Annotated in this window: 21 protein-coding genes; 12 read left to right on the top strand and 9 right to left on the bottom strand. The window is 70.0% G+C overall.

Going from position 1 to position 24,735, the window contains the following annotated elements; genetic code table 11:
- The first annotated feature begins 53 nt into the window (after positions 1–53).
- Positions 54–1,061, top strand: a complete 1,008-nt coding sequence (locus tag C8E96_RS28380) for a hypothetical protein (RefSeq protein WP_091383260.1) — start codon at positions 54–56, stop codon at positions 1,059–1,061.
- 42 nt (positions 1,062–1,103) lie between these two features.
- Here C8E96_RS28380 and C8E96_RS28375 read toward each other — a convergent pair whose 3' ends face one another.
- The 4 genes from C8E96_RS28375 to C8E96_RS28360 all read right to left on the bottom strand — a co-directional run bounded on the left by C8E96_RS28375 (position 1,104) and on the right by C8E96_RS28360 (position 3,893).
- Positions 1,104–1,727: a class I SAM-dependent methyltransferase gene (locus tag C8E96_RS28375; RefSeq protein WP_091383261.1), complete on the bottom strand. Its 624-nt coding sequence runs from the start codon at positions 1,725–1,727 to the stop codon at positions 1,104–1,106.
- Between the two features lie 68 nt (positions 1,728–1,795).
- Positions 1,796–2,662, bottom strand: a complete 867-nt coding sequence (locus C8E96_RS28370) for an ABC transporter permease (protein WP_091383262.1) — start codon at positions 2,660–2,662, stop codon at positions 1,796–1,798.
- Entirely contained in the window at positions 2,659–3,501 is an 843-nt protein-coding gene (locus tag C8E96_RS28365; protein WP_091383263.1) for an ABC transporter ATP-binding protein, read from the bottom strand. The genes C8E96_RS28370 and C8E96_RS28365 overlap by 4 nt, the downstream gene beginning before the upstream one ends.
- Positions 3,498–3,893, bottom strand: coding sequence for a GntR family transcriptional regulator (locus tag C8E96_RS28360; RefSeq protein ID WP_091383264.1), 396 nt, complete (start codon positions 3,891–3,893; stop codon positions 3,498–3,500). The genes C8E96_RS28365 and C8E96_RS28360 overlap by 4 nt, the downstream gene beginning before the upstream one ends.
- Positions 3,894–4,002: 109 nt before the next feature.
- Between C8E96_RS28360 and uvrC the strand changes: the two genes are divergently transcribed.
- The 9 genes from uvrC (at position 4,003) to C8E96_RS28315 (ending at position 13,646) form a co-directional block, all read left to right on the top strand.
- A complete protein-coding gene (uvrC, locus tag C8E96_RS28355) occupies positions 4,003–5,937 on the top strand; it encodes an excinuclease ABC subunit UvrC (RefSeq protein ID WP_091383265.1) in 1,935 nt (644 codons plus the stop codon).
- Complete coding sequence (gene rapZ, locus C8E96_RS28350; RefSeq protein ID WP_091383266.1) at positions 5,934–6,818, top strand: RNase adapter RapZ; 885 nt, start codon at positions 5,934–5,936, stop codon at positions 6,816–6,818. The genes uvrC and rapZ overlap by 4 nt, the downstream gene beginning before the upstream one ends.
- On the top strand, positions 6,815–7,780 hold the full coding sequence (locus C8E96_RS28345) for a gluconeogenesis factor YvcK family protein (protein WP_091383267.1): 966 nt from the start codon (positions 6,815–6,817) through the stop codon (positions 7,778–7,780). The genes rapZ and C8E96_RS28345 overlap by 4 nt, the downstream gene beginning before the upstream one ends.
- A gap of 70 nt (positions 7,781–7,850) precedes the next feature.
- Positions 7,851–8,837, top strand: a complete 987-nt coding sequence (whiA, locus tag C8E96_RS28340; protein ID WP_091383268.1) for a DNA-binding protein WhiA — start codon at positions 7,851–7,853, stop codon at positions 8,835–8,837.
- A gap of 974 nt (positions 8,838–9,811) precedes the next feature.
- Positions 9,812–10,816 (top strand): type I glyceraldehyde-3-phosphate dehydrogenase, encoded by a 1,005-nt coding sequence (gene gap / locus C8E96_RS28335; protein ID WP_091383269.1) that lies wholly within the window; start codon positions 9,812–9,814, stop codon positions 10,814–10,816.
- Between the two features lie 5 nt (positions 10,817–10,821).
- On the top strand, positions 10,822–12,018 hold the full coding sequence (locus C8E96_RS28330) for a phosphoglycerate kinase (protein WP_091383270.1): 1,197 nt from the start codon (positions 10,822–10,824) through the stop codon (positions 12,016–12,018).
- 2 nt (positions 12,019–12,020) lie between these two features.
- Entirely contained in the window at positions 12,021–12,806 is a 786-nt protein-coding gene (gene tpiA / locus C8E96_RS28325; RefSeq protein ID WP_091383271.1) for a triose-phosphate isomerase, read from the top strand.
- A 176-nt stretch (positions 12,807–12,982) separates the two neighbouring features.
- Positions 12,983–13,216, top strand: coding sequence for a preprotein translocase subunit SecG (gene secG, locus C8E96_RS28320; RefSeq protein WP_091383272.1), 234 nt, complete (start codon positions 12,983–12,985; stop codon positions 13,214–13,216).
- An 88-nt stretch (positions 13,217–13,304) separates the two neighbouring features.
- Positions 13,305–13,646 carry an RNA polymerase-binding protein RbpA gene (locus C8E96_RS28315; RefSeq protein ID WP_091383273.1) on the top strand — a complete coding sequence of 114 codons (342 nt, stop codon included), beginning with the start codon at positions 13,305–13,307 and terminating at the stop codon, positions 13,644–13,646.
- A gap of 80 nt (positions 13,647–13,726) precedes the next feature.
- On the opposite strand, the gene C8E96_RS28310 is transcribed toward C8E96_RS28315, so the two are convergent.
- Positions 13,727–14,920, bottom strand: a complete 1,194-nt coding sequence (locus C8E96_RS28310; protein ID WP_091383326.1) for a sensor histidine kinase — start codon at positions 14,918–14,920, stop codon at positions 13,727–13,729.
- A 302-nt stretch (positions 14,921–15,222) separates the two neighbouring features.
- Between C8E96_RS28310 and pabB the strand changes: the two genes are divergently transcribed.
- Complete coding sequence (gene pabB / locus C8E96_RS28305; protein ID WP_091383274.1) at positions 15,223–17,265, top strand: aminodeoxychorismate synthase component I; 2,043 nt, start codon at positions 15,223–15,225, stop codon at positions 17,263–17,265.
- Between the two features lie 50 nt (positions 17,266–17,315).
- Entirely contained in the window at positions 17,316–19,358 is a 2,043-nt protein-coding gene (locus C8E96_RS34690; RefSeq protein ID WP_091383275.1) for a glycerophosphodiester phosphodiesterase family protein, read from the top strand.
- Between the two features lie 233 nt (positions 19,359–19,591).
- Here C8E96_RS34690 and pgl read toward each other — a convergent pair whose 3' ends face one another.
- Genes pgl through C8E96_RS28280 form a run of 4 tightly spaced genes read right to left on the bottom strand, consistent with a single transcriptional unit; the run spans position 19,592 to position 24,730 of the window.
- Positions 19,592–20,371: a 6-phosphogluconolactonase gene (pgl, locus tag C8E96_RS28295; RefSeq protein WP_091383276.1), complete on the bottom strand. Its 780-nt coding sequence runs from the start codon at positions 20,369–20,371 to the stop codon at positions 19,592–19,594.
- Complete coding sequence (gene opcA / locus C8E96_RS28290) at positions 20,368–21,576, bottom strand: glucose-6-phosphate dehydrogenase assembly protein OpcA (RefSeq protein WP_091383277.1); 1,209 nt, start codon at positions 21,574–21,576, stop codon at positions 20,368–20,370. Before opcA ends, pgl begins: the two co-directional genes overlap by 4 nt.
- The gene (gene zwf / locus C8E96_RS28285) at positions 21,573–23,111 is read right to left on the bottom strand and encodes a glucose-6-phosphate dehydrogenase (protein WP_091383278.1); all 1,539 of its coding nucleotides are present in this window, start codon (positions 23,109–23,111) and stop codon (positions 21,573–21,575) included. Before zwf ends, opcA begins: the two co-directional genes overlap by 4 nt.
- A complete protein-coding gene (locus tag C8E96_RS28280; protein ID WP_091383279.1) occupies positions 23,108–24,730 on the bottom strand; it encodes a glucose-6-phosphate isomerase in 1,623 nt (540 codons plus the stop codon). The genes zwf and C8E96_RS28280 overlap by 4 nt, the downstream gene beginning before the upstream one ends.
- Positions 24,731–24,735 lie beyond the last annotated feature (5 nt).

The following is a 24,735-nucleotide window of genomic DNA, read 5'->3' as shown; positions in this document are numbered from 1 at the left end:
CCTCGCCCCCTTGATCGCTGGTAGCTTCCCGGCTGATCAAGGGGGCTCCGAGGATGTTCATCAAGATCGCCGCGGTTATCGCGGCGCTGTCCCTGGTCGCGGGCTGCGCCGCGGACGACCCGCACGGTGCGGTCGGGACCCTGCCCGCCGACCCGCCCGCGCCGCCGCCCGCGGCGGACCGGCACCTTCGCCCAGTGCCCATGCCGGCGGGCGACGGCATCGTCCATGTCCGCGGTGAGACCGCCGCGCAGGCGCTGTGCCACGCGCTCTCGCCCGAGGAATGGGAAGCCGCCCTGGGCGGTCCGGTGTCGCGGTCGTACGGCCTCGCCCCCTCGGGTGAGGCCTGCGAGGTGGAGAGCGGCGTGCTCCGGGTGGAACTGGCGATGACCAAGCACGGACTCGCGACAACCGGGACCGTGGACGAGAAGGTCGCGGGCCGCCCGGCCCGGTTCGCGAGCGGCGACGGACACGCTGTCGCCGCTGTCGCGATCGTCACCCTTGGGCTGAAGTCGGTCAAGGAGCAAGTCGAGTCGGAGGCCGCCGCACCGGTTTTCCACGCGTCCGCGACGGTTCGCGGGACTGAACACTGGGGCAGTGTCATGTCCCGCTTGCGCGAGCTGGTTGCCGTGATCGTCCCGCGCCTCGCCGCGCCCGGCCCCCCGACCCCGTTCGTCGAGGGCGTGCAGGACCTTCCGTTCACCCCGACAGCGCCACCGCCGGGAGTGCCGCTGGTCGACCTGCCCCGACCGATCCAGTCCCTCGTGCTGTGCACCGCCGCGGCGCGCCTCCTTCGCAAGCCCGACAGCGAGGTCCGGCCAAGCGCGACGGGCTACTGCCGGATCGGTGAGGTCACGCTCTACGTGACCGACTTCGGGCGACCGGGGTCGAAGGACACACCGGTGGCGGGCAGGCCCGCCGCGATCGACAAGGCCAAGGTGGAGGTCGAACTGCTTCGGCTGCCCAACGAGTTCTCGGCCCGGTACATCGTTCTGCAGATCGTCGGGGGCGCCGACGTCCAGGCTTTCGCCGAGCAGCTCTGCCCCGAGGTCCTTGTCGCCTGAACGACTCACGGGCGAGCGGTCACCCCGCTCGCCCGTGACCGCCTACTTCGCGTGGCACACCACCAGCAAGTGAGGGGCCAGCTCCGACTCACTGACCCGCCGGTGATCAGTCAGCACAAGCCCCGCCCCGGCCAGCGTCGCCACGACGTCCTCCACCGGTCGGACGATGAACCCGTGCTGGGTGACCGGCATCTTCGCCATCCCCTCCGGATCGCCGATGCCGATCACGGCCCGCCCGCCCGGTCGGAGCACCCGACCGATCTCGGCGAACGCGGTGGCCAGGTCCTCGATGAAGTAGATCGTGTTCAGCGTGATCAGCCCGTCGACCGAGTCGTCGGGCAGCGGCAGCGCCGTGATCGACCCGGTCGCCAGCCGCAGCCGGTCGTCGTGGAACTCGCGGCGGGCGCGGTCCACCATGGACGCGGAGTAGTCCACGCCATGGACCTCGGACGCCTTGGTGTCGAGCAGCAGCCGCAGGCCCACCCCGCCGCCGAAGCCCAGGTCGGCGACGACCTCGCCGTCCACCACGGCGAGCGCTTCGACGGCCCCGCTGGTGGCGGCGAAGTTGAACTTGTTCAGCCGCTTCGCGACCGACTTGCCCATCAAGCCGCGGGGATTGCCCAACTGGCTCGCGAGCATCTTCCGCAGAGCGGTCCGCACACCCATGTCGACTCCGTCGTTGATCGAGATCCGGCTCCTTCACCGTACTGTCGCCCACCGACGACGAGTTCCGACTAGCGGAGTCGCCGGTGCACGGCCCAAGCGCCGAGGGCGAGCACGGCCGCCGTCAGCGCGGCGAACAGGCCGGCCTCGATCGCCTGGAAACTCCAGAACCGCTCCCCGGCGTGGAACCACGCGAACTCGCTGCGCACTCCCTGCCCCGCGAGGCACTCCGCGATGGTTTCCATGCCGCACTTCTCGGGGGCGATCGACACCGGCTTGCCCGCGCCGTCGAGGTATCCGGACTCCACGCGCCAGACGTCGGTCGGCAGCAGGCCCGTCGAGTACGTCGGGTCGGCGTAGGCCGGGCGGGCCGCGTTCGACACGACCACGAGCATCGCGGTGTACCCGCCGAGGGTGATCGCCATGGCGGCCAAGGTGTTGCGCACCAACAGACCCGCCGTCGCGCCGATCGCGAACGCCACCGCCGTGTACGCGCCCAGCACCAGGCCCTGGCTCTCGAACAGCGGCGTGCGCATCCGGCCGGACATGATGAAGTTCAGCGGCCCCAACGCCCACGCGTTGACTATGCCGAGCGTGGCCATCGCGATGATGATCGGCAGCCCGGCCACCGCCAGCTTGGTCGCCCACCACCTGCTCCGGCTGATCGACTGGGTCAGTCCGAAGATGTGGGTGCCCTGCTCGATCTCGCGGGCGAACACCGGTGCGCCCGCGAACATCCCCAGCAGCACGGGCAGCACGAGCATGACCATCGGGACATAACTGAGGAACTGGTTGTAGCGGTCGCTGAGCTGTCCCTGGTCGCCGGGCATCGACGACACGTCGATCCGCACGAAGACCATCACCGCCGCGACCAAGGCGACCAGGGCGAACGCCACCATGAGCTGTGCCCGCTGTTGCCGCCACGCGACCCACGTCATGCCGCCACCTCCCGCACCGACTCGACGCGGTCCGCGCGCAAGTACGACAAGACCAGTTCCTCCAAGGTCGGCTCGTGCGCCTCGCAACCGGGCACGTCGCCCAGGCCGCGGACCAGCATGGTCGTCTGCCGGGCTGTGTCCCGCCGCTCCACGACCGCCTCGGCGGGCACGTCGAGCGTGCGCGGCCCGATGAGCAGGCGGTGCTCCGCCAGCAGGTCGTCGACGTCACCGGTCAGCCGGACACGGCCGGCGGAGAGCAGCACCAGGTGGTCGCAGATCCCGTCGAGGTCGGCGATCACATGCGACGACAACAGCACTGTCGTCCCGGTCTCGGCGACCTCGGCCAGTAGTGCCTGCATCACCTCCTGGCGGGCCAACGGATCGAGGTCCGCCAGCGGCTCGTCCAGCAGCACCACGGGTGGGCGCCTGCCGAGGGTCACCGCGAGCGCCACCCGCGTCCGCTGACCGCCGGACAGCGTGCCGATCCGCGCGTCGAACGGAACGCCCGCCTCGGCCACCAGCCGCCGGGCGTAGGCGTCGTCCCAGTCCGGGTTCAGCGCGCGGCCCGCGCGCAGCATCTCGGTGACGGTGAACCGCTGGTACAGCGGTTTGCCCTGCGCCAGGAGCCCGGGCTTGCCCAGTACGTCGACCGTGCCTTCAGTCGGCCGCACCAACCCGGTGGCCAGCGACATCAACGTGCTCTTGCCCGCCCCGTTCGGCCCGACCAGTGCCGCGACCCTTCCGGTCGGGAGCGTGAACGTGCAATCCCGAAGCGCCCACCCCCTTCGGTAGCGCTTGCCCAATCCGGTCGCGTCGAGCGCGGCCGACCCCTCGATCATTTGGTTCCCCCAACGTCGTAGTACTCATCGAGCACGGCGTTCAGCAGTGCTTCCACGTCTTCGCGCGCCAGCCCTCCCGCTGTCGCACCGGCCAACCAGGCGGTCAGCTCCTCACGTAGCGCGCCGTCGTCGGCCGCCCCAGGGCGGGCGAGCGTCCCGATGACGAACGTGCCCAGACCTCGCCGACCCTCGACCAGGCCTTCCCGCTCAAGCTCGCGATACGCCTTCAACACCGTGTTGGGGTTCATCGCGGTGGCGGTCATGACCTCCTTGGCCGTGGGCAGCCGGTCGCCGGGCACGAGCAGCCCGAGCCGCAGCGCCTGCTTGGTCTGGTGCACCAGTTGCAGATAGGCGGCGACACCGGAACGGCGGTCGATCCGGAACTCGATCACCCAACACCCTTTCACTACTTAAGGAGTGAAAGCAGTATGCAGGCGGGGTCAGCCGCGCGCAAGACCCCGACCCGATCCTTTGTCGGTGCTCGGCCGTAGGGTTGTGGATGTGGCCGACCCGTCCGCCTACCGACCCTCTCCCGGCACCATCCCGGACGCGCCTGGCGTGTACAAATTCCGTGATCCTGGTGGCCGGGTCGTCTACGTGGGCAAGGCGAAAAGCCTGCGCTCCAGGCTGAACTCGTACTTCGCCGACATCACCTCGCTGCACCCGCGCACCCGCCAGATGGTGACCACCGCGGGCGCTGTCGAGTGGACGGTGGTGTCCACCGAGGTCGAGGCGCTCCAGTTGGAGTACAACTGGATCAAGGAGTTCGACCCGCGGTTCAACGTCCGCTACCGCGACGACAAGTCCTACCCGGTCCTGGCCGTCACCCTCAACGAGGAATACCCGCGCCTGCACGTCTACCGCGGCGCCCGCAAGAAGGGTGTGCGGTACTTCGGCCCGTACGCCCACGCGTGGGCCATCCGCGAGACCCTCGACCTGCTCCTGCGTGTCTTCCCCGCCCGCACCTGCTCCACCGGGGTCTTCCGCCGCCACGGCCAGATCGGGCGGCCCTGCCTGCTCGGCTACATCGACAAGTGCTCCGCGCCCTGCGTGGGCAAGGTCAGTGCCGACGAGCACCGGGCCATCGTGCTCGACTTCTGCGACTTCCTCTCCGGCAAGACCGACGCCATGGTCCGCCGGCTGGAGAAGGAGATGGCCCAGGCGTCGAGTGAGCTGGAGTTCGAGCGCGCCGCCCGGCTGCGCGACGACATCGGCGCTCTGCGCCGCGCCATGGAGAAGCAGGCCGTCGTCCTGGGCGACGGCACCGACGCCGACGTGGTGTCCTTCGCCTACGACGAACTCGAAGCCGCCGTCCAGGTCTTCCACGTGCGCGGCGGCCGGGTCCGCGGCCAGCGCGGCTGGGTCGTCGACCGACTGGAGGACGCGGGCGAGGAATCCCCGGTCACCGGGCTCGTCGACCAGTTCCTCAGCCAGTTCTACGGCGACCAGGCCGACCTTGAGGACGATGTCGCCAACTCGGTCCCGCGCGAGGTCCTGGTCCCGGAACTGCCCGCCGACGCCGAGGCCATCGGCGAGTGGCTCACCGGGCTGCGCGGCTCGCGGGTCCAGGTCCGGGTGCCGCAGCGCGGGGACAAGCGGGCGCTGATGGAGACCGTCGAGCGCAACGCCAAAGAGGCGTTCACCCAGCACAAACTGCGCCGCGCGGGCGACCTGACGGCCCGCTCGGCCGCCCTCCAGGAGTTGCAGGACAACCTGGGTCTCGACAGCGCGCCGCTGCGCATCGAGTGCATCGACATCAGCCACATCCAGGGCAGCGACGTCGTCGCCTCGCTCGTCGTGTTCGAGGACGGCCTGGCCCGCAAGAACGAATACCGGCGCTTCGCCATCCGCGAGGCCGCCACCGAGGGCGACGTCGCCTCGATCGCCGAGGTCGTGCGCCGCCGCTTCGCCAAGTACGCGGGGGAGTCCGGCGGCCAGGACCGCACGCCCGGCATCGACCCGGACACCGGCAAACCCCGCCGCTTCGCCTACCCGCCGAACCTGCTGGTCGTCGACGGCGCGGGCCCGCAGGCCAACGCCGCCGCCGACGTCCTCGCCGACCTCGGCGTCACCGATGTGGCCGTGATCGGGCTGGCCAAGCGGCTCGAAGAGGTGTGGCTGCCCGCCGAGCCGGAGCCGTCCATCCTGCCGCGCACCAGCGAGGCGCTCTACCTGCTGCAGCGGGTCCGTGACGAGGCCCACCGGTTCGCGATCGCCTATCACCGGCAGAAGCGCGCCAAGCGGATGACAATGTCCGCGTTGGACGATGTGCCCGGACTGGGCCAGAGTCGCCGGGCGGTGCTGATCAAGCACTTCGGCTCGGTGAAGCGGCTCACGGCGGCCACCGTCGAGGAGATCACCCAGGTGCCGGGCATCGGCCTGGCCACAGCGAAAGCCGTTCACACCGCATTGAACAGGGGCGAGGAAAAGCAGTGAGCACGGAACATGTTGGGCCCGGCGTCGAAGTCGCCGTGGTCACGGGTCTTTCCGGCGCGGGCAGAAGCACGGCCGCCAAGTGTCTGGAGGATCTCGGCTGGTTCGTCGTCGATAACCTGCCACCCGAGCTGATCTCCACGATGGTGGAGCTGGGCTCGCAGGCCCGCGGCGCGATCTCCAAGGTCGCCGTCGTGATGGACGTGCGCAGCCGCGCCTTCACCGAAGACCTCTCCGCGATCATCAAGGACCTCGACGCGCGCGGGTACAAGCCGCGGGTGCTGTTCCTGGAGGCCACCGACGACGTCCTGGTGCGCCGCTTCGAGCACGTCCGCCGCGGCCACCCGATGCAGGGCGAGGGCAGGCTCGTCGACGGCATCAAGTCCGAGCGCTCGCTGCTGATGCCGCTGCGCGAGGAAGCCGACCTCATCCTCGACACGTCCACCCTGTCGGTGCACCAGCTCCGCGCGAAGATCGAGGACGCCTTCGGCTCCGACGCGGGCACCAGCACGCGGGTCACCGTGCTGTCCTTCGGCTACAAGTACGGCCTGCCGATGGACGCCGACCTGGTCATGGACGTGCGGTTCCTGCCGAACCCGTTCTGGATCCCCGAGTTGAAGGACCAGACCGGCCGCGACGAGGACGTCCGCAACTACGTGCTCAGCCAGGAAGGCGCCGACGAGTTCCTCGACCGCTACCACGAGCTGCTGCGCCTCATCGGCGCCGGATACCGCCGCGAGGGCAAGCGCTACCTGACGCTCGCGGTCGGCTGCACGGGCGGAAAGCACCGCAGCGTCGCGATTTCCGAGGAACTGTCCAGGCGACTGTCCGATGAGGACGGTATGGCGGTGAAGGTCGTGCACCGCGACCTGGGGCGCGAGTGAGCGCACCGGAACCAGGCCTCCGGGCCGTCGCCCTCGGCGGCGGCCACGGGCTGCACGCCACGCTGACCGCGCTGCGCGTGCTCACCGACGACGTCACCGCCGTGGTGACCGTCGCCGACGACGGTGGTTCCTCGGGCAGGCTGCGCCGTGAACTCGGCCTGCTCCCACCGGGCGACCTGCGCAAGGCGCTGACCGCGCTCGCCGGTCCCCAGGCGTGGGCCGAGGTGTTCGAACACCGCTTCGGCGGCACCGGGGCGCTCGCGGGCCACGCGATCGGCAACCTCGTCCTCGCGGGTCTGCTGGAGGTCCTCGGCGACCCGGTCGCCGCACTCGCCGAAGCCGCGCGGCTGCTCGGCGTGACCGGCCGGGTGCTGCCGATGTCGTTGGAGCCACTGGACATCGAGGCCGACGTGACCGGGTTGGAGGAAGACCCGAGCACGGTCCGCCGCATCCGCGGCCAGGTCGCCGTGGCGACCACGCCGGGCCGGGTGCGCCGCATCCGCCTGCACAACGCGGCCCACCGCGACCAGCCACCGACGGCGTGCCCGGAGGCGGTCGCCGCGGTCGGTGACGCCGACGTGGTGCTGCTCGGTCCGGGCTCGTGGTTCACCAGCGTCCTGCCGCACCTGCTCGTCCCGGAACTGCACGACGCGCTCGTGCGGACCGCCGCGATCCGGGTCGTCGTGCTCAATCTCGTCCCCCAACCGGGGGAAACCGCCGGATTTTCCCCGGAGCGTCATCTCGACGTCCTGAGCGAACACGCGCCCCGGCTGCGGATCGACGCGGTCGTCGCCGACGCGGACTCCGTGTCCACCCCGGACCGCCTCCGACGTGCGGCGAAGGCACTTGGGGCTGACCTGCTGCTCGATACCATCGCCTCGGGCCCGGCGGGTGACCGCCACGACCCCGAGGCCCTCGCCGAGAGCCTGCGACGCGCCGTCGGTTCGGTGAGGGGACGCTGAGCCCTTCGGCGTGTCGTGGTGGGATAGACGGCGGGGCGGCCCGTATCCCGGGCCAGGGAGAGGAGTACCAGTGGCGATGACAGCCGCGGTCAAGGACGAGCTGAGCAGACTGGCGGTGTCCAAGACGTGCTGCAGGCGTGCTGAGGTGTCGTCGCTGCTGCGGTTCGCCGGCGGCCTGCACATCGTGGCCGGGCGGGTGGTGGTCGAGGCCGAGTTGGACACCGGCTCGGCGGCCCGTCGCCTGCGCAAGGACATCCATGACCTGTACGGGCACCACGCGGACGTGCACGTGATCACCTCCGGTGGCCTGCGCAAAGGCACGAGGTATGTCGTCCGGGTGGTCAAGGACGGCGACGGCCTGGCCCGCCAGACGGGCCTGCTGGACCCGCGCGGCCGCCCGGTGCGTGGCCTGCCCGCCCCCGTCGTCTCCGGCGGCGTCTGCGACGCCGAAGCCGCGTGGCGCGGCGCGTTCCTCGCCCACGGCAGCCTGACCGAACCCGGCCGCTCGTCGGCGATGGAGATCACCTGCCCCGGCCCCGAAGCCGCCCTGGCCATCGTCGGCGCCGCGCGGCGCATGGGCATCCAGGCCAAGTCCCGCGAGGTCCGCGGAGCGGACAGAGTCGTCGTCCGCGACGGCGACGCCATCGGCGCCATGCTCACGAGGCTGGGTGCCCACTCCAGCGTCCTGGCATGGGAAGAACGCCGCATGCGCCGGGAGGTGCGGGCCACCGCCAACCGCCTGGCAAACTTCGACGACGCCAACCTGCGCCGCAGCGCCCGTGCGGCGGTTGCCGCCGCTGCCCGGGTGGAGCGCGCGATGGAGATCTTGGGGCCGGAGGCGCCGGAACACCTGACCGCTGCGGGGGAGCTGCGGTTGAAGAACAAGCAGGCGTCGTTGGAGGAACTGGGTCAGCTCTCGGAGCCGCCGATGACGAAGGACGCGGTGGCGGGCCGGATTCGTCGCCTGTTGGCGATGGCCGACAAGCGGGCGAAGGAACTTGGCTTGCCGGACACGGAATCGGCTGTCACCCCGGACATGCTCGAGGCCGACGCTTAACAGGGCGACGCCTCGCGGTACCGGGTTCCCCTGTGGGGTGGCTGGGTTCTCGATGCGGGGCTTGATTCCCCGACTTGTGTGGTGGGTCCACACACCGGGCTTGGGTGGTGGGTGCACCTTCGGGTGGTTGGGCTTGATTCGGGGACCCCTGAGATGGCCCTGCGGGTCAAGAGCGTGGGGAAAGGGAAGCCCCGCCCCCGCGAGGGTAGGGCCATCTCCGCCCCGAATAAAGCCCAACCACCCGAAGCTGCAGTGGGGTTGGTGGCCTCGCCTCGGGCGTCGGGTTGAGTCTCCGTGGGCGTAGAGATGTGACGCCACCGGATTGCCGCATCGCAAGGCGCGGAACAGGGCGGCCTGTGGGGTGGTGGTGGCCATCCCAACCCCCGGATCGCAAGGGGCCCAACGCAACGGCCTGTTTGGGTGGTTCGCCTTGATTCGGGGGGAGAAGGACCTAAACTCGCGTGGCGCGGGGCAGTTTCTTCACCCTGCCCGCTTTACCCGCGCAGGTCCTTCTCCGGGGTCCCCGAATCAAGGCGAACCACCCAAACAGGCACCCCATGCCCAAGACGCCGGTGAGCCCCCAAGACGCCGGTGAGCCCCCAAGACGCCGGTGAAGCGCAGCCCGAAGAACCCAAAAATGTGACCCCCGTCTCATCCATGTATCCCCACCCCAAAACCCCGCACTTGAACTCATGGGAGCGCGGGTGCTGCTTGGGGGAGGAGCATCCGCGAGAGGGGGGAATCGGACTGGAGTCCGCCCGACGTGGGGGCGGGCGGACTCCACTCCGGCCCGCATCCCGACCCATCAGCCGTGTTTCAGTCACCGGCGCTCAATCACCTCGGCCAGGCCTCTGGTGTTCATGACGTCTCTCTGATTCGATAAAGAGAGACCGCTGACCTCTTGACCTGCGGCACCACGCCCGGGCGCTAGGGTTCATCGGAGTACCAGTAAGCCAGCCCAAGGGAGACGCACGGTGACGGTTCGCGTAGGTGTCAACGGTTTCGGTCGCATCGGCCGCAATTTCTGGCGGGCGCTCGAGGCCAGCGACCACGACATCGAGATCGTGGCCTTCAACGACCTCGGTGACATCAACACCATGGCGCACCTGCTCAAGTACGACAGCGTGCTGGGCCGCCTGCCCCACGACGTGAAGGTGACCGACGAGGGCATCCAGGTCGGCGACCACCACCTCAAGGCCCTCGCCGAGCGCGACCCGGGCAAGCTGCCCTGGAAGGACCTCGGCGTCGACGTCGTGATCGAGTCCACCGGGTTCTTCACCAACGCCGCGGACGCGCGCAAGCACGTCGACGAGGGTGGGGCCAAGAAGGTCATCATCTCCGCGCCCGCCAAGGGTGAGGACCTGACCGTCGTCCTCGGCGCCAACGACGACCAGTACGACGGCTCGCAGACCGTCATCTCCAACGCCTCCTGCACCACCAACTGCCTGGCTCCGCTGGCGAAGGTGCTGCACGACTCGTTCGTCGTCGAGCGTGGTCTGATGACCACGATCCACGCCTACACCCAGGACCAGAACCTGCAGGACGCCCCGCACAGCGACCTTCGTCGCGCCCGCGCCGCCGCCCTGAACATCGTGCCGACCTCGACCGGTGCCGCGAAGGCCATCGGCCTGGTCCTGCCCGAGCTCAAGGGCAAGCTCGACGGCTACGCGCTGCGCGTGCCCGTGCCGACCGGCTCGGCCACCGACCTCACGGTCACCCTGGGCCGCGAGGTGAGCCTCGAAGAGGTCAACGCCGCCTACAAGGCCGCCGCCGAAGGCGCCCTCGCCGGCATCCTGCGCTACAACGAGGACCCGATCGTCTCCACCGACATCGTCGGCGACCCGGCCTCCTGCATCTACGACGCGCCGCTGACCAAGGTCAATGGCAACCAGGTCAAGGTCGTCGGCTGGTACGACAACGAGTGGGGCTACTCCAACCGCCTCGCCGACCTGACCGCGCTCGTCGCCTCCAAGCTCTGACCGCGATGAAAACTCTCGACGACCTGATCGCCGAGGGCGTCCAGGGTCGGCGCGTATTCGTGCGCTCCGACCTGAACGTCCCACTCGACGGCGACAAGATCACCGACGACGGCCGCGTTCAGGCGTCGCTGCCGACGATCTCCAAGCTGGCGGAAGCCGGCGCGAAGGTCGTCGTCGCGGCGCACCTGGGCAGGCCCAAGGGCAGCCCGGACCCCAAGTTCTCCCTCGCCCCGGTCGCCACGCGGCTCGGCGAACTCCTCGGCAAGCCCGTCGCGCTCGCGACGGACGTCGTGGGGGAGTCCGCCAAGTCCACTGTGGACGGCCTGGCCGACGGCGGCGTCGCGCTGCTGGAGAACGTGCGGTTCGACGCGCGCGAGTCGAGCAAGGACGCCGCCGAGCGCGGTGCCCTCGCCGACGAGTTCGCCGCGCTGGTCGGCACTGACGGCGCGTTCGTCTCCGACGGTTTCGGTGTGGTGCACCGCAAGCAGGCCTCGGTCTACGACATCGCCACCAAGCTCCCGGCCTACGCCGGCGGCCTGGTGCTCGCCGAGGTCGAGGTGCTCCGGCAGCTCGCGGGCGAGCCCAAGCGGCCGTACGTGGTCGCGCTGGGCGGCTCCAAGGTGTCGGACAAGCTCGCGGTCATCGAGTCGCTGCTGCCCAAGGTCGACACGCTCCTCGTCGGCGGCGGCATGTGCTTCACCTTCCTCGCGGCCCAGGGCCACGGGATCGGCGACTCGCTGCTCGAAGCCGAGATGGTCGACACCTGCAAGAAGCTGCTGGCCGACGCGGACGGCAAGATCGTGCTGCCGACCGACATCGTCATCGCCGACGACTTCTCCGCCGAGGCCAACACCGAGACGGTGCCCGCCACGGAGATCCGCGACGGCTGGAAGGGCCTCGACATCGGCCCGGACAGCGTCGCCGCCTACGGCAAGGTCCTGCGCGACGCGGGAACGGTCTTCTGGAACGGCCCCATGGGCGTGTTCGAGCTGGCTCCGTTCGCGGCGGGCACTCGCGGTGTGGCCCAGGCGATCGTCGACGGTGACTCGTTCTCCGTCGTCGGCGGCGGCGACTCGGCCGCGGCCGTGCGGCTGCTCGGCCTGCCCGAGGACGGGTTCTCCCACATCTCCACCGGCGGCGGCGCGTCGCTGGAATACCTGGAGGGCAAAGAGCTCCCCGGCGTAGCGGTCCTGGAGGCCTGAACGTGGCAAGGCAAGTCCTGATCGCGGGCAACTGGAAGATGAACCTCAACCACCTCGAGGCCATCGCCCTGGTGCAGAAGATCGCCTTCTCGCTGCCCGAGAAGTACTACGCGAAGGTGGAGGTGGCCGTGCTGCCGCCGTTCACCGACATCCGGTCGATCCAGACCATGACCGACGGCGACAAGCTGCTGCTCAAGTACGGCGCGCAGGACATCTCCCCGCACGACTCCGGTGCCTACACCGGCGACGTGTCGGGCCTGATGCTCGCCAAGCTCGGCTGCAGCTACGTCACCGTGGGCCACTCGGAGCGCCGCGAGTACCACGCGGAGACCGACGAGCTGGTCAACAAGAAGGTCAAGGCCGCGCTCAAGCACGGGATCACGCCGATCCTGTGCCTGGGCGAGCGCATCGAGGTCCGCGAGGCCGGAAACCACGTCGAGCACTGCACCACGCAGCTCGTCGAGGGCCTCAAGGGTCTCAAGGCCGAGCAGGTCGCCAAGGTCGTCATCGCCTACGAGCCCGTGTGGGCGATCGGCACCGGCCGGGTGGCCACCCCGCAGGACGCGCAGGAAGTCTGCTTCGCCCTGCGCAAGCAGCTGTCGGAGAAGTACGGCGACGACGTCGCCAACACCGTGCGCGTGCTCTACGGCGGCTCGGTGAAGTCCGGCAGCATCGGCGAACTGGTCGCCCAGGACGACATCGACGGCGCTCTCGTCGGCGGTGCGAGCCTGCAGGCCGACGAGTTCACCAAGCTCTGCGCACTGGCCGCAGGCGGACCGTTGCCGTAGGTGAGGACGCTTTTCCCGGGCCGGGTAGCATTGCGCTGCCCGGCCCGCGGCGTTCTTGCGGATGCGGGCGCCCGGGATATCTGGTAACAGTTCGCGGCGATCAGGCCGGGGCGGTGCTCGAAGACCTGTGCCGCACCAGGTAGCCTGTTGCTTCCACCGTTGACAGCGAGGATGACATGGTTCTGACCCTGCAGATCGCACTTATTGTGACCAGCCTTCTGCTGATCCTGTTGGTGCTGCTGCACCGCGGTCGCGGTGGTGGCCTCTCCTCGCTCTTCGGCGGCGGAATGCAGTCCAGCCTCTCCGGCTCCAGCGTCGTCGAGAAGAACCTCGACCGTGTGACGCTGTTCGTCGGGTCGGTTTGGATCATCTGCGTCATCGGCTTGGGCCTGCTCGTCAAGGTCATCTGAGTCGGCATACACCCGCTGCCGGGCTGGGGCCAGGCGGCGGGGCTCGCAGGACAAACTGACGAACCACGTGGTGGGGGTGTGAACATCAATGGCCGGTGGCAATGCGATCCGGGGTACCCGGGTCGGGGCTGGTCCCATGGGTGAATCCGAGCGAGGCGAGTCCGCCCCTCGGCAACGAGTTTCCTACTGGTGCGCGAACGGACACGAGTCGCGTCCGTCGTTCGCCCTCGACGCGGAGCGCCCAGAGTCCTGGGACTGCCCGCGCTGCGGCCTCCCGGCCGGACTGGACGAGAAAGAGCCGCCGAAGGCGCCGCGCAACGAGCCGTACAAGACGCACCTCGCTTATGTGAAGGAGCGCCGCTCGGACGCCGATGGCGAAGCCATCCTGGCCGAGGCATTGGCCAAGCTCCGCGCCCGCCGCGAAGGCTGACCTTCAGCTGAAAAGCCACCCCAGGGATTTCCCTGGGGTGGCTTTTCGTTTACCAACGTCGGCGGGCGAGTATTTGAAATCTAAACCGAAAGCGGATAGGTGGCGCGCACCCGGAATCCGCCGTCCGCTGTCGGGCCCGCGGTAAAACTGCCGCCGAGCAGACCGGCCCGTTCACGCAGTCCCAATAGTCCGTGCCCACCCGACGGAAGCCCTGATGGACGGCATTTCGGCCGGTCATTGCGGATTTCCACCACCAGCGTCGACCCGGCTGCCTGCACCCGCACCGTCGTCGGTGAGCCCGCCGCGTGCTTGTGCACGTTGGTCAAGGCCTCCTGGATCGTCCGGTACGCCGCCCGCGACACCGGGGCGGGCAGCAGCTCCGGCGACGCCTCCATCGCCAGCGTCACCGACACGTCGCAGCCGTGCACGAGCGTGCCGATGTTCTCCAGGCCGGGCTGGTACTCGTCCTCGTCGCCACCGGAGCGCAGGACGCCGACAAGCTCGCGCAGCTCCTCCAGGGTCCGGGTGCTCAGCGCGCGGATCGTCTCCGCGGCGTCCACCGACTCGGCGTCCTTGGCCGACACCTTCAGCGCCCCGGCCTGCATCGCGATCAGGGTCACCTGGTGGGAGACCACGTCGTGCATCTCCCGGGCGAGTTTGGCCCGTTCGGCCGAGCGCACGGTCTGGGCGTGCAGGCGCTGCTCTCGGGCGCGGCTGCGGGCGAGCTGGTTGATCCGGGCCGACAGCTCCTGCCGGACCGTGATCAACATGCCGATGGCCACGGGCATCCCGGCGACCAGCACCCCGTAGATGGCGTCGAGGAAGTGTTCGCGCCAGGTCAGTTCGAGGAAGTCGGCCCACGGCCACAGCACGAATCTGCACAGCCCGACCAGGAACGCGGCGACCAGCGTCCGCCAGGTCAGCAGGTAGCGCTTGGCCAGCGTCCCGAGGGCGATCATGGCCGCGAGCTGGGCCCACCCGGTGAAGAACCCCGGGATGGTCAGCACCAGCGCCACGCACGGCACGTGCCTGCGCAGCGGCATCGCCAGCACGGCCAGCCACGACAGCCAACTGGAGTAGCCGGGGGCGCCGTCCGGCTCGACCAGCCACACGTCGAGCGCGGCGATCGCCGTGGCGGCGATGTCGGAGACGATTCCCCTGACCCGGGGGTCGGCCCAGAGGGCGGCGAGTCTTGGCGGCAGGGGGAATCGGCGACGCGGCCGCCCGGGTGTTCGGGCGGGCGTCACGAGCGCGGTGTCGTCAGGTACGACCATCTGGGCGACCAGGGTGCCACCTCCATCGACGAGCGCTGTGTCCAAGACCGTTTCTCGCTGCTCAGGCAGGTCATGCGTAGCCGCGCGCTGCTCGGGAACGGTCTTGGAGGTTGTAGCATTCTTGCGGTTCGAGCCCGGGCGGCGCGGTAGGTGTGGCATGGATCGCCTTTCTGGCCCACGAGCAGTCGCGGGGCTCGCTACCCACAACGACGGATAATCGCCCATATCGGGACGACGAATTGCCCGATTCTGTGCGAGAGCAAATCGCCGGCCACAAGCTTGGCGGGGAGGGAGGAGGAGATTTGCGCACGCTGATCATCGACAACTACGACTCCTTCACCTACAACCTTTACCAGGCTTTGGCCGCCATCGATGGCGCTCGGCCGACAGTTGTCCGAAATGATGAGGACTGGGACCTCGGCGGCCTGGTCGATTTCGACAACGTGGTCATCTCGCCCGGCCCCGGTCATCCCGGCGTGCACCGCGACATGGGATTGAGCCGCGCCGTCCTCGCCGCCGCGCGCCAGCCGCTGCTGGGCGTCTGCCTGGGCCACCAGGGGCTGTGCCTGCTCGCGGGCGCGGAGGTCACCCGGGCGCCCGAGGTGCGCCACGGCAGGCTGTCGGAGGTCCGCCACGACGGCCGCGAGCTGTTCGCGGGCATCCCGTCGCCGATGCGGGTCGTGCGCTACCACTCCCTGGCCGTCGAAGACCTGCCCGACGAGCTGGAGGCCACCGCCTGGGCCGAGGACGGCGTCCTCATGGGCGTGCGGCACCGCGAGCGGCCCGCGTGGGGCGTGCAGTTCCACCCCGAGTCGGTGTGCACCGAACACGGCGACGCGCTGCTGGCGAACTTCGCCGACCTGACCCGCCGCTGGTGGGCCGAACACCCGCGCGAGACCGTGGTCGCCGCGCCGGTCCCCGAGGCCCACCACCCCGAGCCGCCGCCCGCCGCGCGGGTCCATGTCCGCAAGCTGACCGTGCCGGTCACCGCGGAGGAGACGTTCGACGCCCTCTACCGCGACTCCGCGCACGCCTTCTGGCTCGACAGCGCCACCGGCGGCCGGTTCTCCTTCCTCGGCGACGCCGCCGGCCCGCTGGCCCGGGTCGCCACCGCCGACGTGTGGACCGGCCAGGTCACCATCACCTCGCGCACGGGCGTCGAAGTCGTCCAGGACGAGTTCCTGGCCTGGCTCGACGCCGACCTGGCGCGGTGGCGGGTCGAGGTCCCCGACCTGCCGTTCGGCTTCGCCCTGGGCTGGGTGGGCTATCTGGGCTACGAACTCAAGGCCGAGTGCGGCGCCGACCGGGTCCACCACTCGCCCGACCCGGACGCGCAGTTGGTTTTCGTCGACCGGGCGGTGGTGTTCGACCACGCGACCGGCGAGGTGTACCTGCTGGCGTTCGACGCCGAGTGGGCGGAGCAGACCGCGGCCCGCCTGGTCGACCTCGCCGCCGCCCCCGCGTCCGCGCAGCCGGTGGAGCGCGGTGTGGTCGCCGACGCCCTGACCCCGCGCCACGACCGCGCCGCGTACCTGGCGATGATCGACGAGTGCCAGGCCGCGATCGCCGACGGCGAGACCTACGAGGTCTGCCTGACCAACGTGCTCACCGCGGGCGCCACGATCGACCCGTGGCAGGCCTACCGGTATTTGCGCCGCAAGAGCCCGGCCCCGTTCGGCGCGCTGCTGCGCTTCGGGGACCTGTCGGTGCTGAGCACGTCCCCCGAGCGGTTCTTGTCGGTCACGGCGTCCGGCCTGGTGGAGTCCCGCCCGATCAAGGGCACCCGCCCGCGCGGCCGCACAGAGGCCGAGGACGAGGCGTTGCGCCACGACCTCGCCACCGATGAGAAGGACCGCGCCGAGAACCTGATGATCGTCGACCTCGTGCGCAACGACCTGGGCGTCTACGCCGAGATCGGCTCGGTGCACGTGCCCGGGCTGTTCGAGGTGGAGACCTACGCGACCGTGCACCACCTGGTCAGCACCGTCCGCGCGCAACTGTCCGAAGGGGTCTCCGCCGTCCGTTGCGTCCGCGCCGCGTTCCCCGGCGGGTCGATGACCGGCGCACCCAAGGTGCGGACCATGGAGATCATCGACCGGCTCGAACGCGGGCCGCGCGGTGTCTACTCAGGAGCGATCGGCTACTTCTCGCTGAGCGGCGCGGCCGATCTGAGCATGGTGATCCGGACCCTGGTGGCCCGGCCCGGCCAGGTCGGCTTCGGCGTCGGCGGCGCGATCATCGCGCTGTCGGACCCGGCGGGGGAGTACGAGGAGACGGCGGTCAAGGCGACCACGATGCTCGGACTGCTGGACGCGGAGTTCCCGGATCGCGTGCGCGCGTCCTGAGTTTGCCCGCAGGCCACCGGTAGGCCATCTCGGCTTGCCACGATCCGCGCATGACCCCATCCCGGTTAGTCCGGGCAGGTGCCGTGGTCCTCGCCGCGGCCTGCCTTTCCGCCGTCCCCGCCGCTGTTCCCGTCTCAGCTGAGCCCACTCGCGCTTTCGACCTGCAAGCGCACCGAGGCGGCCTTGGTCTGCGCGTGGAGAGCACGCTCAGCGCTTTCGGCAACGCGTTCCGGCTCGGCGTGTCCACTGTGGAACTCGACGTCCAGGTCACCGAGGACGAGCAGGCGGTGGTCACCCACGACCGCAGGGTCGACGCGCGCAAGTGCCGTGACACCGCACCAGTCGCCGCGGGCGACCCGGAGTTCCCCTACGTCGGGAAGTTCGTGCACACGCTGTCGTTCGCCCAGGTCCGCACGCTCGACTGCGGGTCGGTCCGGCTCGCCGACCGTCCTGGGCAGGAGCTTGCGCCCGGCTCGAAGATGCCGCTGCTGCGCGAGGTGTTCGCGCTGGCCGAGCGCTACGGCGCCAAGGACGTCCGGTTCAACATCGAGACCAAGGTCGAAGCGGGCGCCCCGCACGAGACCGCGCCGCGCGAGAAATTCGTCCAACTCACCGCCCGCGAGATCGCGGCGGCGGGCGTGGAGCGCCGGGTTAGCGTCCAGAGCTTCGACTGGGGCGCGCTGATGCGGATGCGTGAAGTCGCGCCGCGGGTGCCGCTGGTCGCGCTGACCAACTTCGACTTCCTGCAGACCGGCAAGCCCGGCGCCTCGCCGTGGCTGGGCGGCATCGACATCGACGACTTCGGCGGCGACCCCATCGCGGCCGTGAAGTCCTTCGGTGTCACGGCGTTCTCCCCGGTGCACGGCTTCCCTCAGGGCGGTTCGGTCGTCGACCCCGGCTACCGCCCGTACGTGACCCGCGCGATGGTGACGCACGCGCATCGCAACGGGATCAAGGTCATCCCGTGGACGGTCAATGACGTGCCGACCATGGCCAAGCTCCTCGACGACGGCGTCGACGGTCTGATCACCGACTACCCCGACCGGCTGCGGGGCCTGCTCGCCTCGCGGGGCTACCGCCTCCCGCGTGCTTATGCGTCGCCGTTCGACGTCCAGGGCCATCGTGGGGCGCGGTCGGTTCGGCCGGAGAACACCCTGGCTGCCTTCTCCCATGCGCTTCGCAATCCGGGGGTGTCCACTTTGGAGCTGGATACCGGGATTACGGCGGACGGTCAGGTCGTGGTGATCCACGACCGGACGGTGAACGGCTCGCACTGCGTCGACACCGCGCCTGTTTCCGCTGGTGACCCGGAGTTTCCCTATGTGGGGAAGCGCATCCGGGATCTGACGCTGGCACAGGTCAAGACGATCGACTGTGGGTCGAAGACGCTGCCGGAGTTCCCGGCGCAGCAGGCCGCGCCGGGGGAGCGCATCCCCACGCTCGCGGAGGTGTTCGACCTGGTTCGGTCGAGTGGGCGTTCGGATATCGGCTTCAACATCGAGACGAAGATCAGCCCGACTGCCGACGACACAGCGCCTTATGACGTGTTCACCCGCAAGGTGGTCGGCGAAATCGGCCGCTCCGGTTTCGCTTCCCGGAGCACCCTGCAGTCCTTTGACTGGCGCACGATCATGCTGGCTCGGGAGCTGGACCCGCGGGTGCGGACGGTGGCGTTGGTGTGGCAGTACGGGCCGGCCGAGTGCGCCGCGCTTGCCGACGAGTGCTCGCTGCAGGCGGTTTACGGCGATCCTTCGGTGAAGAGCCCGTGGACCGGCGGCCTGGACTGGTGGAAACACCAGGACCTGGCGAAACTGGTCCGCCAGTCAGGCGCGACGACGGTGTCGGCGAACTGGCAGGTGCATGACTCAGCCCAGACCAAGGTCACTTCGCCGGACTGGTACCTGCGACAGGACCCGGCGTACTTCCACGGTCCGGACGTCGCTGGATTGCAGCGGCGGGGGCTCAAGGTGGTGCCGTACACGGTGAACGATGAGGCGACGATGCAGCGAGTGATCGACCTCGGAGTCGATGGCCTGATCAGCGACGACCCGGATCTCCTGGTGAAGGTCGCCACCCGCAACGGCCTGCGGTAGCGACGAGGGAAGCGAAGGGCGACCACCCACCAGCCGCAAGGGGCCGAACCGAACGGCCTGGTTGGGTGGTTCGCCTTGATTTGGGGCAAATGGGGCTAAACTCGCGGTGCGGGTGGGCTTTCCTTTGCCCCGCCTTTGACCCGCACAGCCCCATTTGGAGGGGCCCCAAATCAAGGCGAACCACCCAAGCAGGCACCCACACGCGAAGCCGGCGAACCACCCCGACCGCCGTGTCAGGCCAGCGGCGGAGCGAACACGTTGGGCACCTTTGCCGCAGCAGGCTTGTCCAGCAGCCACAAGGTCCGGTGAGTCCCGCGAGCACCCGCCGCAGGCAGCTGAACCTCTCCCGCACCGGACAAAGCCATCGCCACAGCGGGAGCCTTGTTCTCACCCGTCGTCATCAGCCACACCTCAGTCGACCGGCGAGCCGCCTCCAGAGTCAAGCTGATCCGCGTAGGCGGCGGCTTGGGGCAGTTGCGCACCGCCACCACCGTCCGCTCCTTCTCATACACCGCAGGGGAACCCGGGAACACCGACAGCGTGTGCCCTTCCTCCCCGACCCCGAGCAGACAGATGTCGAACTTCGGCACCGGCCCGTGATCCTCCGGCTCCGCCGCGTTCGCCAGCAACTCGGCGTAGGCCGCTGCGGCGGCTTCCGGGTCGTTGCCGAACTCGCCGTCCGAAGGGGCCATCGCGTGGACTCGGTCCGGTGACACGGGAACGTGGTCGAGCAACGCCGCCCTTGCCTGGGTTTCGTTGCGGTCCGGGTGGCCTGAGGGCAGGAACCGCTCGTCGCCCCAGTACAGGTCGACGTTGGACCAGTCCACGGCGTCGCGGGCCGGGGTGGCGCGCAGTTGCTCCAGCACCGAGATGCCGGTGCCGCCGCCGGTCAGCACCAGCGACGCCGACCCGGTGGCGGCCTGCACATCGACGAGCCGGGTGATCAGGCGGGCCGCGGTTGCCGCCGCCAGCAGAGCCGGGCTCGGGTAGACGACGACCTGGGGTCGGCTCATGAGTCCGCCTTCGGCTTGGGCGCCGCCTTCTTCGCCGCGGAGCCTGCCGCCGACGAGCGGGGCTTCGCCGAGGCGGGTGATCCGTTGGGCGAGGACTTCGCCGTGCCGCCTGTCGGCTTCGCCTTGCCGTCCGCCGCGGTGGTCTTCGCGGAAGACTTCGCGGTGGAGGTTCCCGTAGTCGTCTTGGCTTTGCTGTCCGCCGCGGCGGTTCTCGCCGCCACCTTGGCCGACGGCCTCGGCGTGTTCGCCGTCTGCGCCGGGGCGGGCTTGCGGGCCGCTGTCGCCCGGCCGCGGGTGACCTTGGTCAGCCCGTTGAGCGTCGCCTCGTAGATCTCGTCCGCGTCGAGCCTGCGCAGTTCCTCCGACAGGCAGTCCCGCACCTCCCGACGCTGCAGGGCCACCCGGCGCGCGGGCTGGCCCGGCTGGGTCAGGGTGCCGACCTTGCCGTCCGGCCGCTGCAACTCCACCGTGCCCGAGCGGCGGTCCATCGCCACCGAGACGATCCCGTGCCCGTCGCCCGCGTTGATCCGCTTGACCGGCACCTTCAGGAACGTCGCCAGCCACGCCGCGAGCAGGTCGGTCGACGGTGAGTCGCCGCCGCCGCTGACCGACGCGGCGGTGACCTTCTCGTACGGCGGCAGGTCCAGCGAAGCCGCCAGCACCGCCCGCCACAAGGTCAGCCGGGTCCACGCCAGGTCCGTGTCGCCGTCGGCGTACTGCTTCTGGCGGGTCTGCAGGGCCTTGATCGGGTGCCGCTCGGCCGCCGAGTCGGTGATCCGCCGCTGCGCGAGCCTGCCGATCGGGTCGTCTGAGGGCCGCGCGGGCGCCTCGAACGGCCACCACGCCACCACGGGCGCGTCCGGAAGCAGCAGCGGGATCACGCAGCTCGCGCCCTCGTCGGCCAACGGGCCGTAAAGGCGCAGCACGATCACCTCGCTCGCCCCGGCGTCGCCACCGATCCGGATCTGCGCGTCCAGCCGCGCCGCGGCTTTCTTCGCGCCGCGGGCCACCACGATCACCCGGCACGGGTGCTCCCGGCTGGCGTCGTTCGCCGCGTCGATGGCGTCCTCGACGCGCTCGCCGTCGTCGGTGACGATCACCAGCGTCAGCACCCGGCCCAGGGTGTTGGCGCCGCCCTGCTCACGCAGGTGCACCAGCTTGCTGTTGACCTGCGAAGTCGTCGTTGAGGGCAGGTCGATGATCAAGGTCGCCTCCAGTGCCTGCCGGTCCGCGACATCATCTTGTCCGCCGACTCGGGTCCCCACGTGCCCGCGGCGTAGCCCTCAGGCTTGCCCGCGGTCTTCCAGTACTTCAGCACCGGCTCCAAGATCTCCCAGGACAGCTCGACCTCCTGGTTCACCGGGAACAGCGACGGCTCCCCGAGCAGCACGTCGAGGATCAGCCGCTCGTAGGCCTCCGGCGACGACTCGGTGAACGCGTGGCCGTAGCTGAAGTCCATCGACACATCCCGGACCTCCATGGCGTTGCCCGGCACCTTCGAGCCGAAGCGCATGGTCATGCCCTCGTCCGGCTGCACCCGCACCACCAGCGCGTTCTGCCCGAGTTCCTCAGTGGACGTCTCGTCGAACGGCAGGTGCGGCGCGCGCTTGAACACGACCGCGATCTCCGTGACCCGGCGGCCCAACCGCTTGCCGGTGCGCAGGTAGAACGGCACCCCGGCCCACCGCCGCGTGTTCACCTCCAGCGTGATCGCGGCGAACGTTTCCGTGGTGGAGGTCTTCGCGAAACCCTCCTCCTGCAGCAGCCCGAGCACCTTCTGCCCGCCCTGCCAGCCGCCCAGGTACTGCCCGCGCGCGGTGGTCTCGGCGAACGGCCCGACCGGTTTGGTCGCCTCCAGCACCTTGATCTTCTCGGTGCGCAAAGCGTTGGGGTTGAAGGAGACCGGCTCCTCCATGGCGGTCAGCGCCAACAGCTGCAGCAGGTGGTTCTGGATGACGTCGCGGGCCGCGCCGATGCCGTCGTAGTACCCCGCGCGCCCACCGAGGCCGATGTCCTCGGCCATGGTGATCTGCACGTGGTCGACGTAGTGGGAGTTCCAGATCGGCTCGAACAGCTGGTTGGCGAACCGCAGCGCCAACAGGTTCTGCACCGTCTCCTTGCCGAGGTAGTGGTCGATGCGGAACACCGACTCCTCGGGGAAGACCTTGTTGACGACCTTGTTCAGCGCGACCGCCGAGGACAGGTCGTGGCCGAACGGCTTCTCGATGACCACCCGCCGCCACTCGTCCGGCCCGGCCGGAGTGGCCAGCCCCGCGCGGGCGAGTTGCTTGGTCACCACCGGGAACGCGCTCGGCGGGATCGACAGGTAGAACGCGTGGTTGCCGCTGGTGCCGCGTTCGCGGTCGAGGTCGGCGATCGTCGTGGCGAGGGTGTCGAACGAGGCGTCGTCGTCGAAAGTGCCCGGCACGAACCGGAAACCCTCGGCGAGCCGGTCCCACACGGCCTCACGGAACGGCGTGCGCGCGTGCTGCTTGACCGCTTCGTAGACGATCTGCCCGAAGTCCTGGTCCGCCCAGTCCCGGCGGGCGAACCCGACCAGGGAGAAGCCCGGCGGCAGCAGGCCGCGGTTGGACAGGTCGTAGATCGCGGGCATGAGCTTCTTGCGGGACAGGTCGCCGGTCACGCCGAAGATCACCAGGCCGCACGGCCCCGCGATCCGCGGCAGCCGCTTGTCTCGCTCGTCACGCAGCGGGTTGGCCCACTGCTTGGTCGTTGTCACCGGTTAACCTCCGAGAGGGCCTTCACCAGATGCGCGAGCCCCGCGGCGCGATCGGTGAAGTGCAGTCGCAGGACGGGCCTGCCGTGGTCGGCGAGGACCTGTCCGTCGCCGAGAGCTTGGGCGTGCTGGAGCACGCCGAGGGTGTAGGGGCGGTCGGGCACCGGCAGGTCTTCCTCCACAGCGCCGGTGATCTGGAGGAACACGCCGTTCTGGTGCCCGCCCTTGTGGTACTGCCCGGTCGAGTGCAGGAACCGTGGTCCCCAACCGAACGTGGTCTGCAAACCGCTGCGCCGCGCGACTTCCGAGCGCAGCAGCAGGGCCGAGGCGTCGTCGAGCCGGTCGAGATAGGCCTGGACGGACACGTAGCCGAACTCGGGCGCGGCGTCGAGCAGCGCGGTCAGCGCACCCGGGAGCGAGTCGACGCCCTCGGGCAGCCAGCCGTCGGAAGGATACAGCTCGACGTCACCATCCACAAAGGACGGAGCGACCTCGGCCGAGGCGTCGGGGGAGTCGAGCAGCGCGCGCGCCGCCGTCTTCGCCGCCTCGACGTCGGGCTGGTCGAACGGGTTGATGCCCAGCAGCCTGCCCACGATCGCGGTGGCGTACTCCCACAGCAGGATCTGCCCGCCGAGCGGACCGGACGTGGCGATGGCGCTGACCGGCGGGCCGATCGCGATGGGCGTCGCGTCCTCGCCCGCGTCGGCGAAGCCGGGGGAGTCGGCGTCGGCCACGACCACCGGCAGCAGGCCGGTGCCGTCCTTGCCGGTGGACTCGGCGACGAGCTGCTCGGCCCAGTCGCCGAAGCCCTTGATGCCGGAGCCGGTGTCGGCGATGACGACCTTCTCCGCGCCCCGCGAGTGGGCGGCGCCGAGCGCGGCGGCCAACAGCAGGGCCGGGTTGTCCTCGGTGTCGGTGCTGAGAATCCGGGCCGCGTCGGCCGCGTCGTCGAGCAGTTCGGCGACGTCGGCGCCCGCGAGCCCGGCGGGCACCAGGCCGAACGCGGTCAGCGCCGAGTAGCGCCCGCCGACGTTCGGGTTGGCCAGGAACACCTTGCGGTAGCCCGCTTCCACCGAAGCGGCTTCCATCGGCGAGCCCGGGTCGGTGACCACGACGATGCGCGAGGCCGCGTCGATGCCCTCGTCGGCGAACGCCTTGGCGAAGATCCGCCGGTGGCTGTCGGTCTCCACAGTGGACCCCGACTTCGACGACACCACCAGCACCGTCCGGGTCAGGTCGCCCGCGAGCGCGTCGGCCACCTGGCCGGGGTCGGTGGTGTCGAGCACGACGAGCGGGACACCCGCCGTGCCGGTGATGACCTCGGGGGCGAGCGACGAGCCGCCCATGCCCGCGAGGACCACCCGGTCGACGCCCTCCGCGTGCAGTTCCGCGCGGAGGGCGTCGATCTCGGCGAGCAGCGGGCGCGAGGTCTCGTGCAGCGTGGTCCAGGCCAGCCGAACGGCCGACTCGGCCTCGGCCTCAGGACCCCACAGCGTGGGGTCCTGAGCCGCGAGCTTCGACGCCACGGACTCGTCCACCAGTTGTTGGACGAGCGAAGCGGCTTCCTCGGTGAGCCGCTGGTCGACGATGGTTACTGCGACGGTCTCTCCGGGGTGTGCCACGTGGC

The sequence above is a fragment of the Actinokineospora alba genome, assembly GCF_004362515.1.
In the GTDB taxonomy this organism is placed as follows: Bacteria; Actinomycetota; Actinomycetes; order Mycobacteriales; family Pseudonocardiaceae; genus Actinokineospora; species Actinokineospora alba.
This window is presented reverse-complemented; position numbering and strand designations above follow the sequence as displayed.

Bases quoted from the DNA above. Each gene is read 5' to 3' on its own strand.
- C8E96_RS28310 (WP_091383326.1), bottom strand. From the start codon at position 14,920: ATGGTCGTACCTGACGACACCGCGCTCGTGACGCCCGCCCGAACACCC.
- secG (WP_091383272.1), top strand. From the start codon at position 12,983: ATGGTTCTGACCCTGCAGATCGCACTTATTGTGACCAGCCTTCTGCTG.
- C8E96_RS28375 (WP_091383261.1), bottom strand. From the start codon at position 1,727: ATGGGTGTGCGGACCGCTCTGCGGAAGATGCTCGCGAGCCAGTTGGGC.
- pgl (WP_091383276.1), bottom strand. From the start codon at position 20,371: ATGAGCCGACCCCAGGTCGTCGTCTACCCGAGCCCGGCTCTGCTGGCG.
- C8E96_RS28370 (WP_091383262.1), bottom strand. From the start codon at position 2,662: ATGACGTGGGTCGCGTGGCGGCAACAGCGGGCACAGCTCATGGTGGCG.
- C8E96_RS28365 (WP_091383263.1), bottom strand. From the start codon at position 3,501: ATGATCGAGGGGTCGGCCGCGCTCGACGCGACCGGATTGGGCAAGCGC.
- C8E96_RS28330 (WP_091383270.1), top strand. From the start codon at position 10,822: ATGAAAACTCTCGACGACCTGATCGCCGAGGGCGTCCAGGGTCGGCGC.
- C8E96_RS34690 (WP_091383275.1), top strand. From the start codon at position 17,316: ATGACCCCATCCCGGTTAGTCCGGGCAGGTGCCGTGGTCCTCGCCGCG.
- C8E96_RS28380 (WP_091383260.1), top strand. From the start codon at position 54: ATGTTCATCAAGATCGCCGCGGTTATCGCGGCGCTGTCCCTGGTCGCG.
- C8E96_RS28315 (WP_091383273.1), top strand. From the start codon at position 13,305: ATGGCCGGTGGCAATGCGATCCGGGGTACCCGGGTCGGGGCTGGTCCC.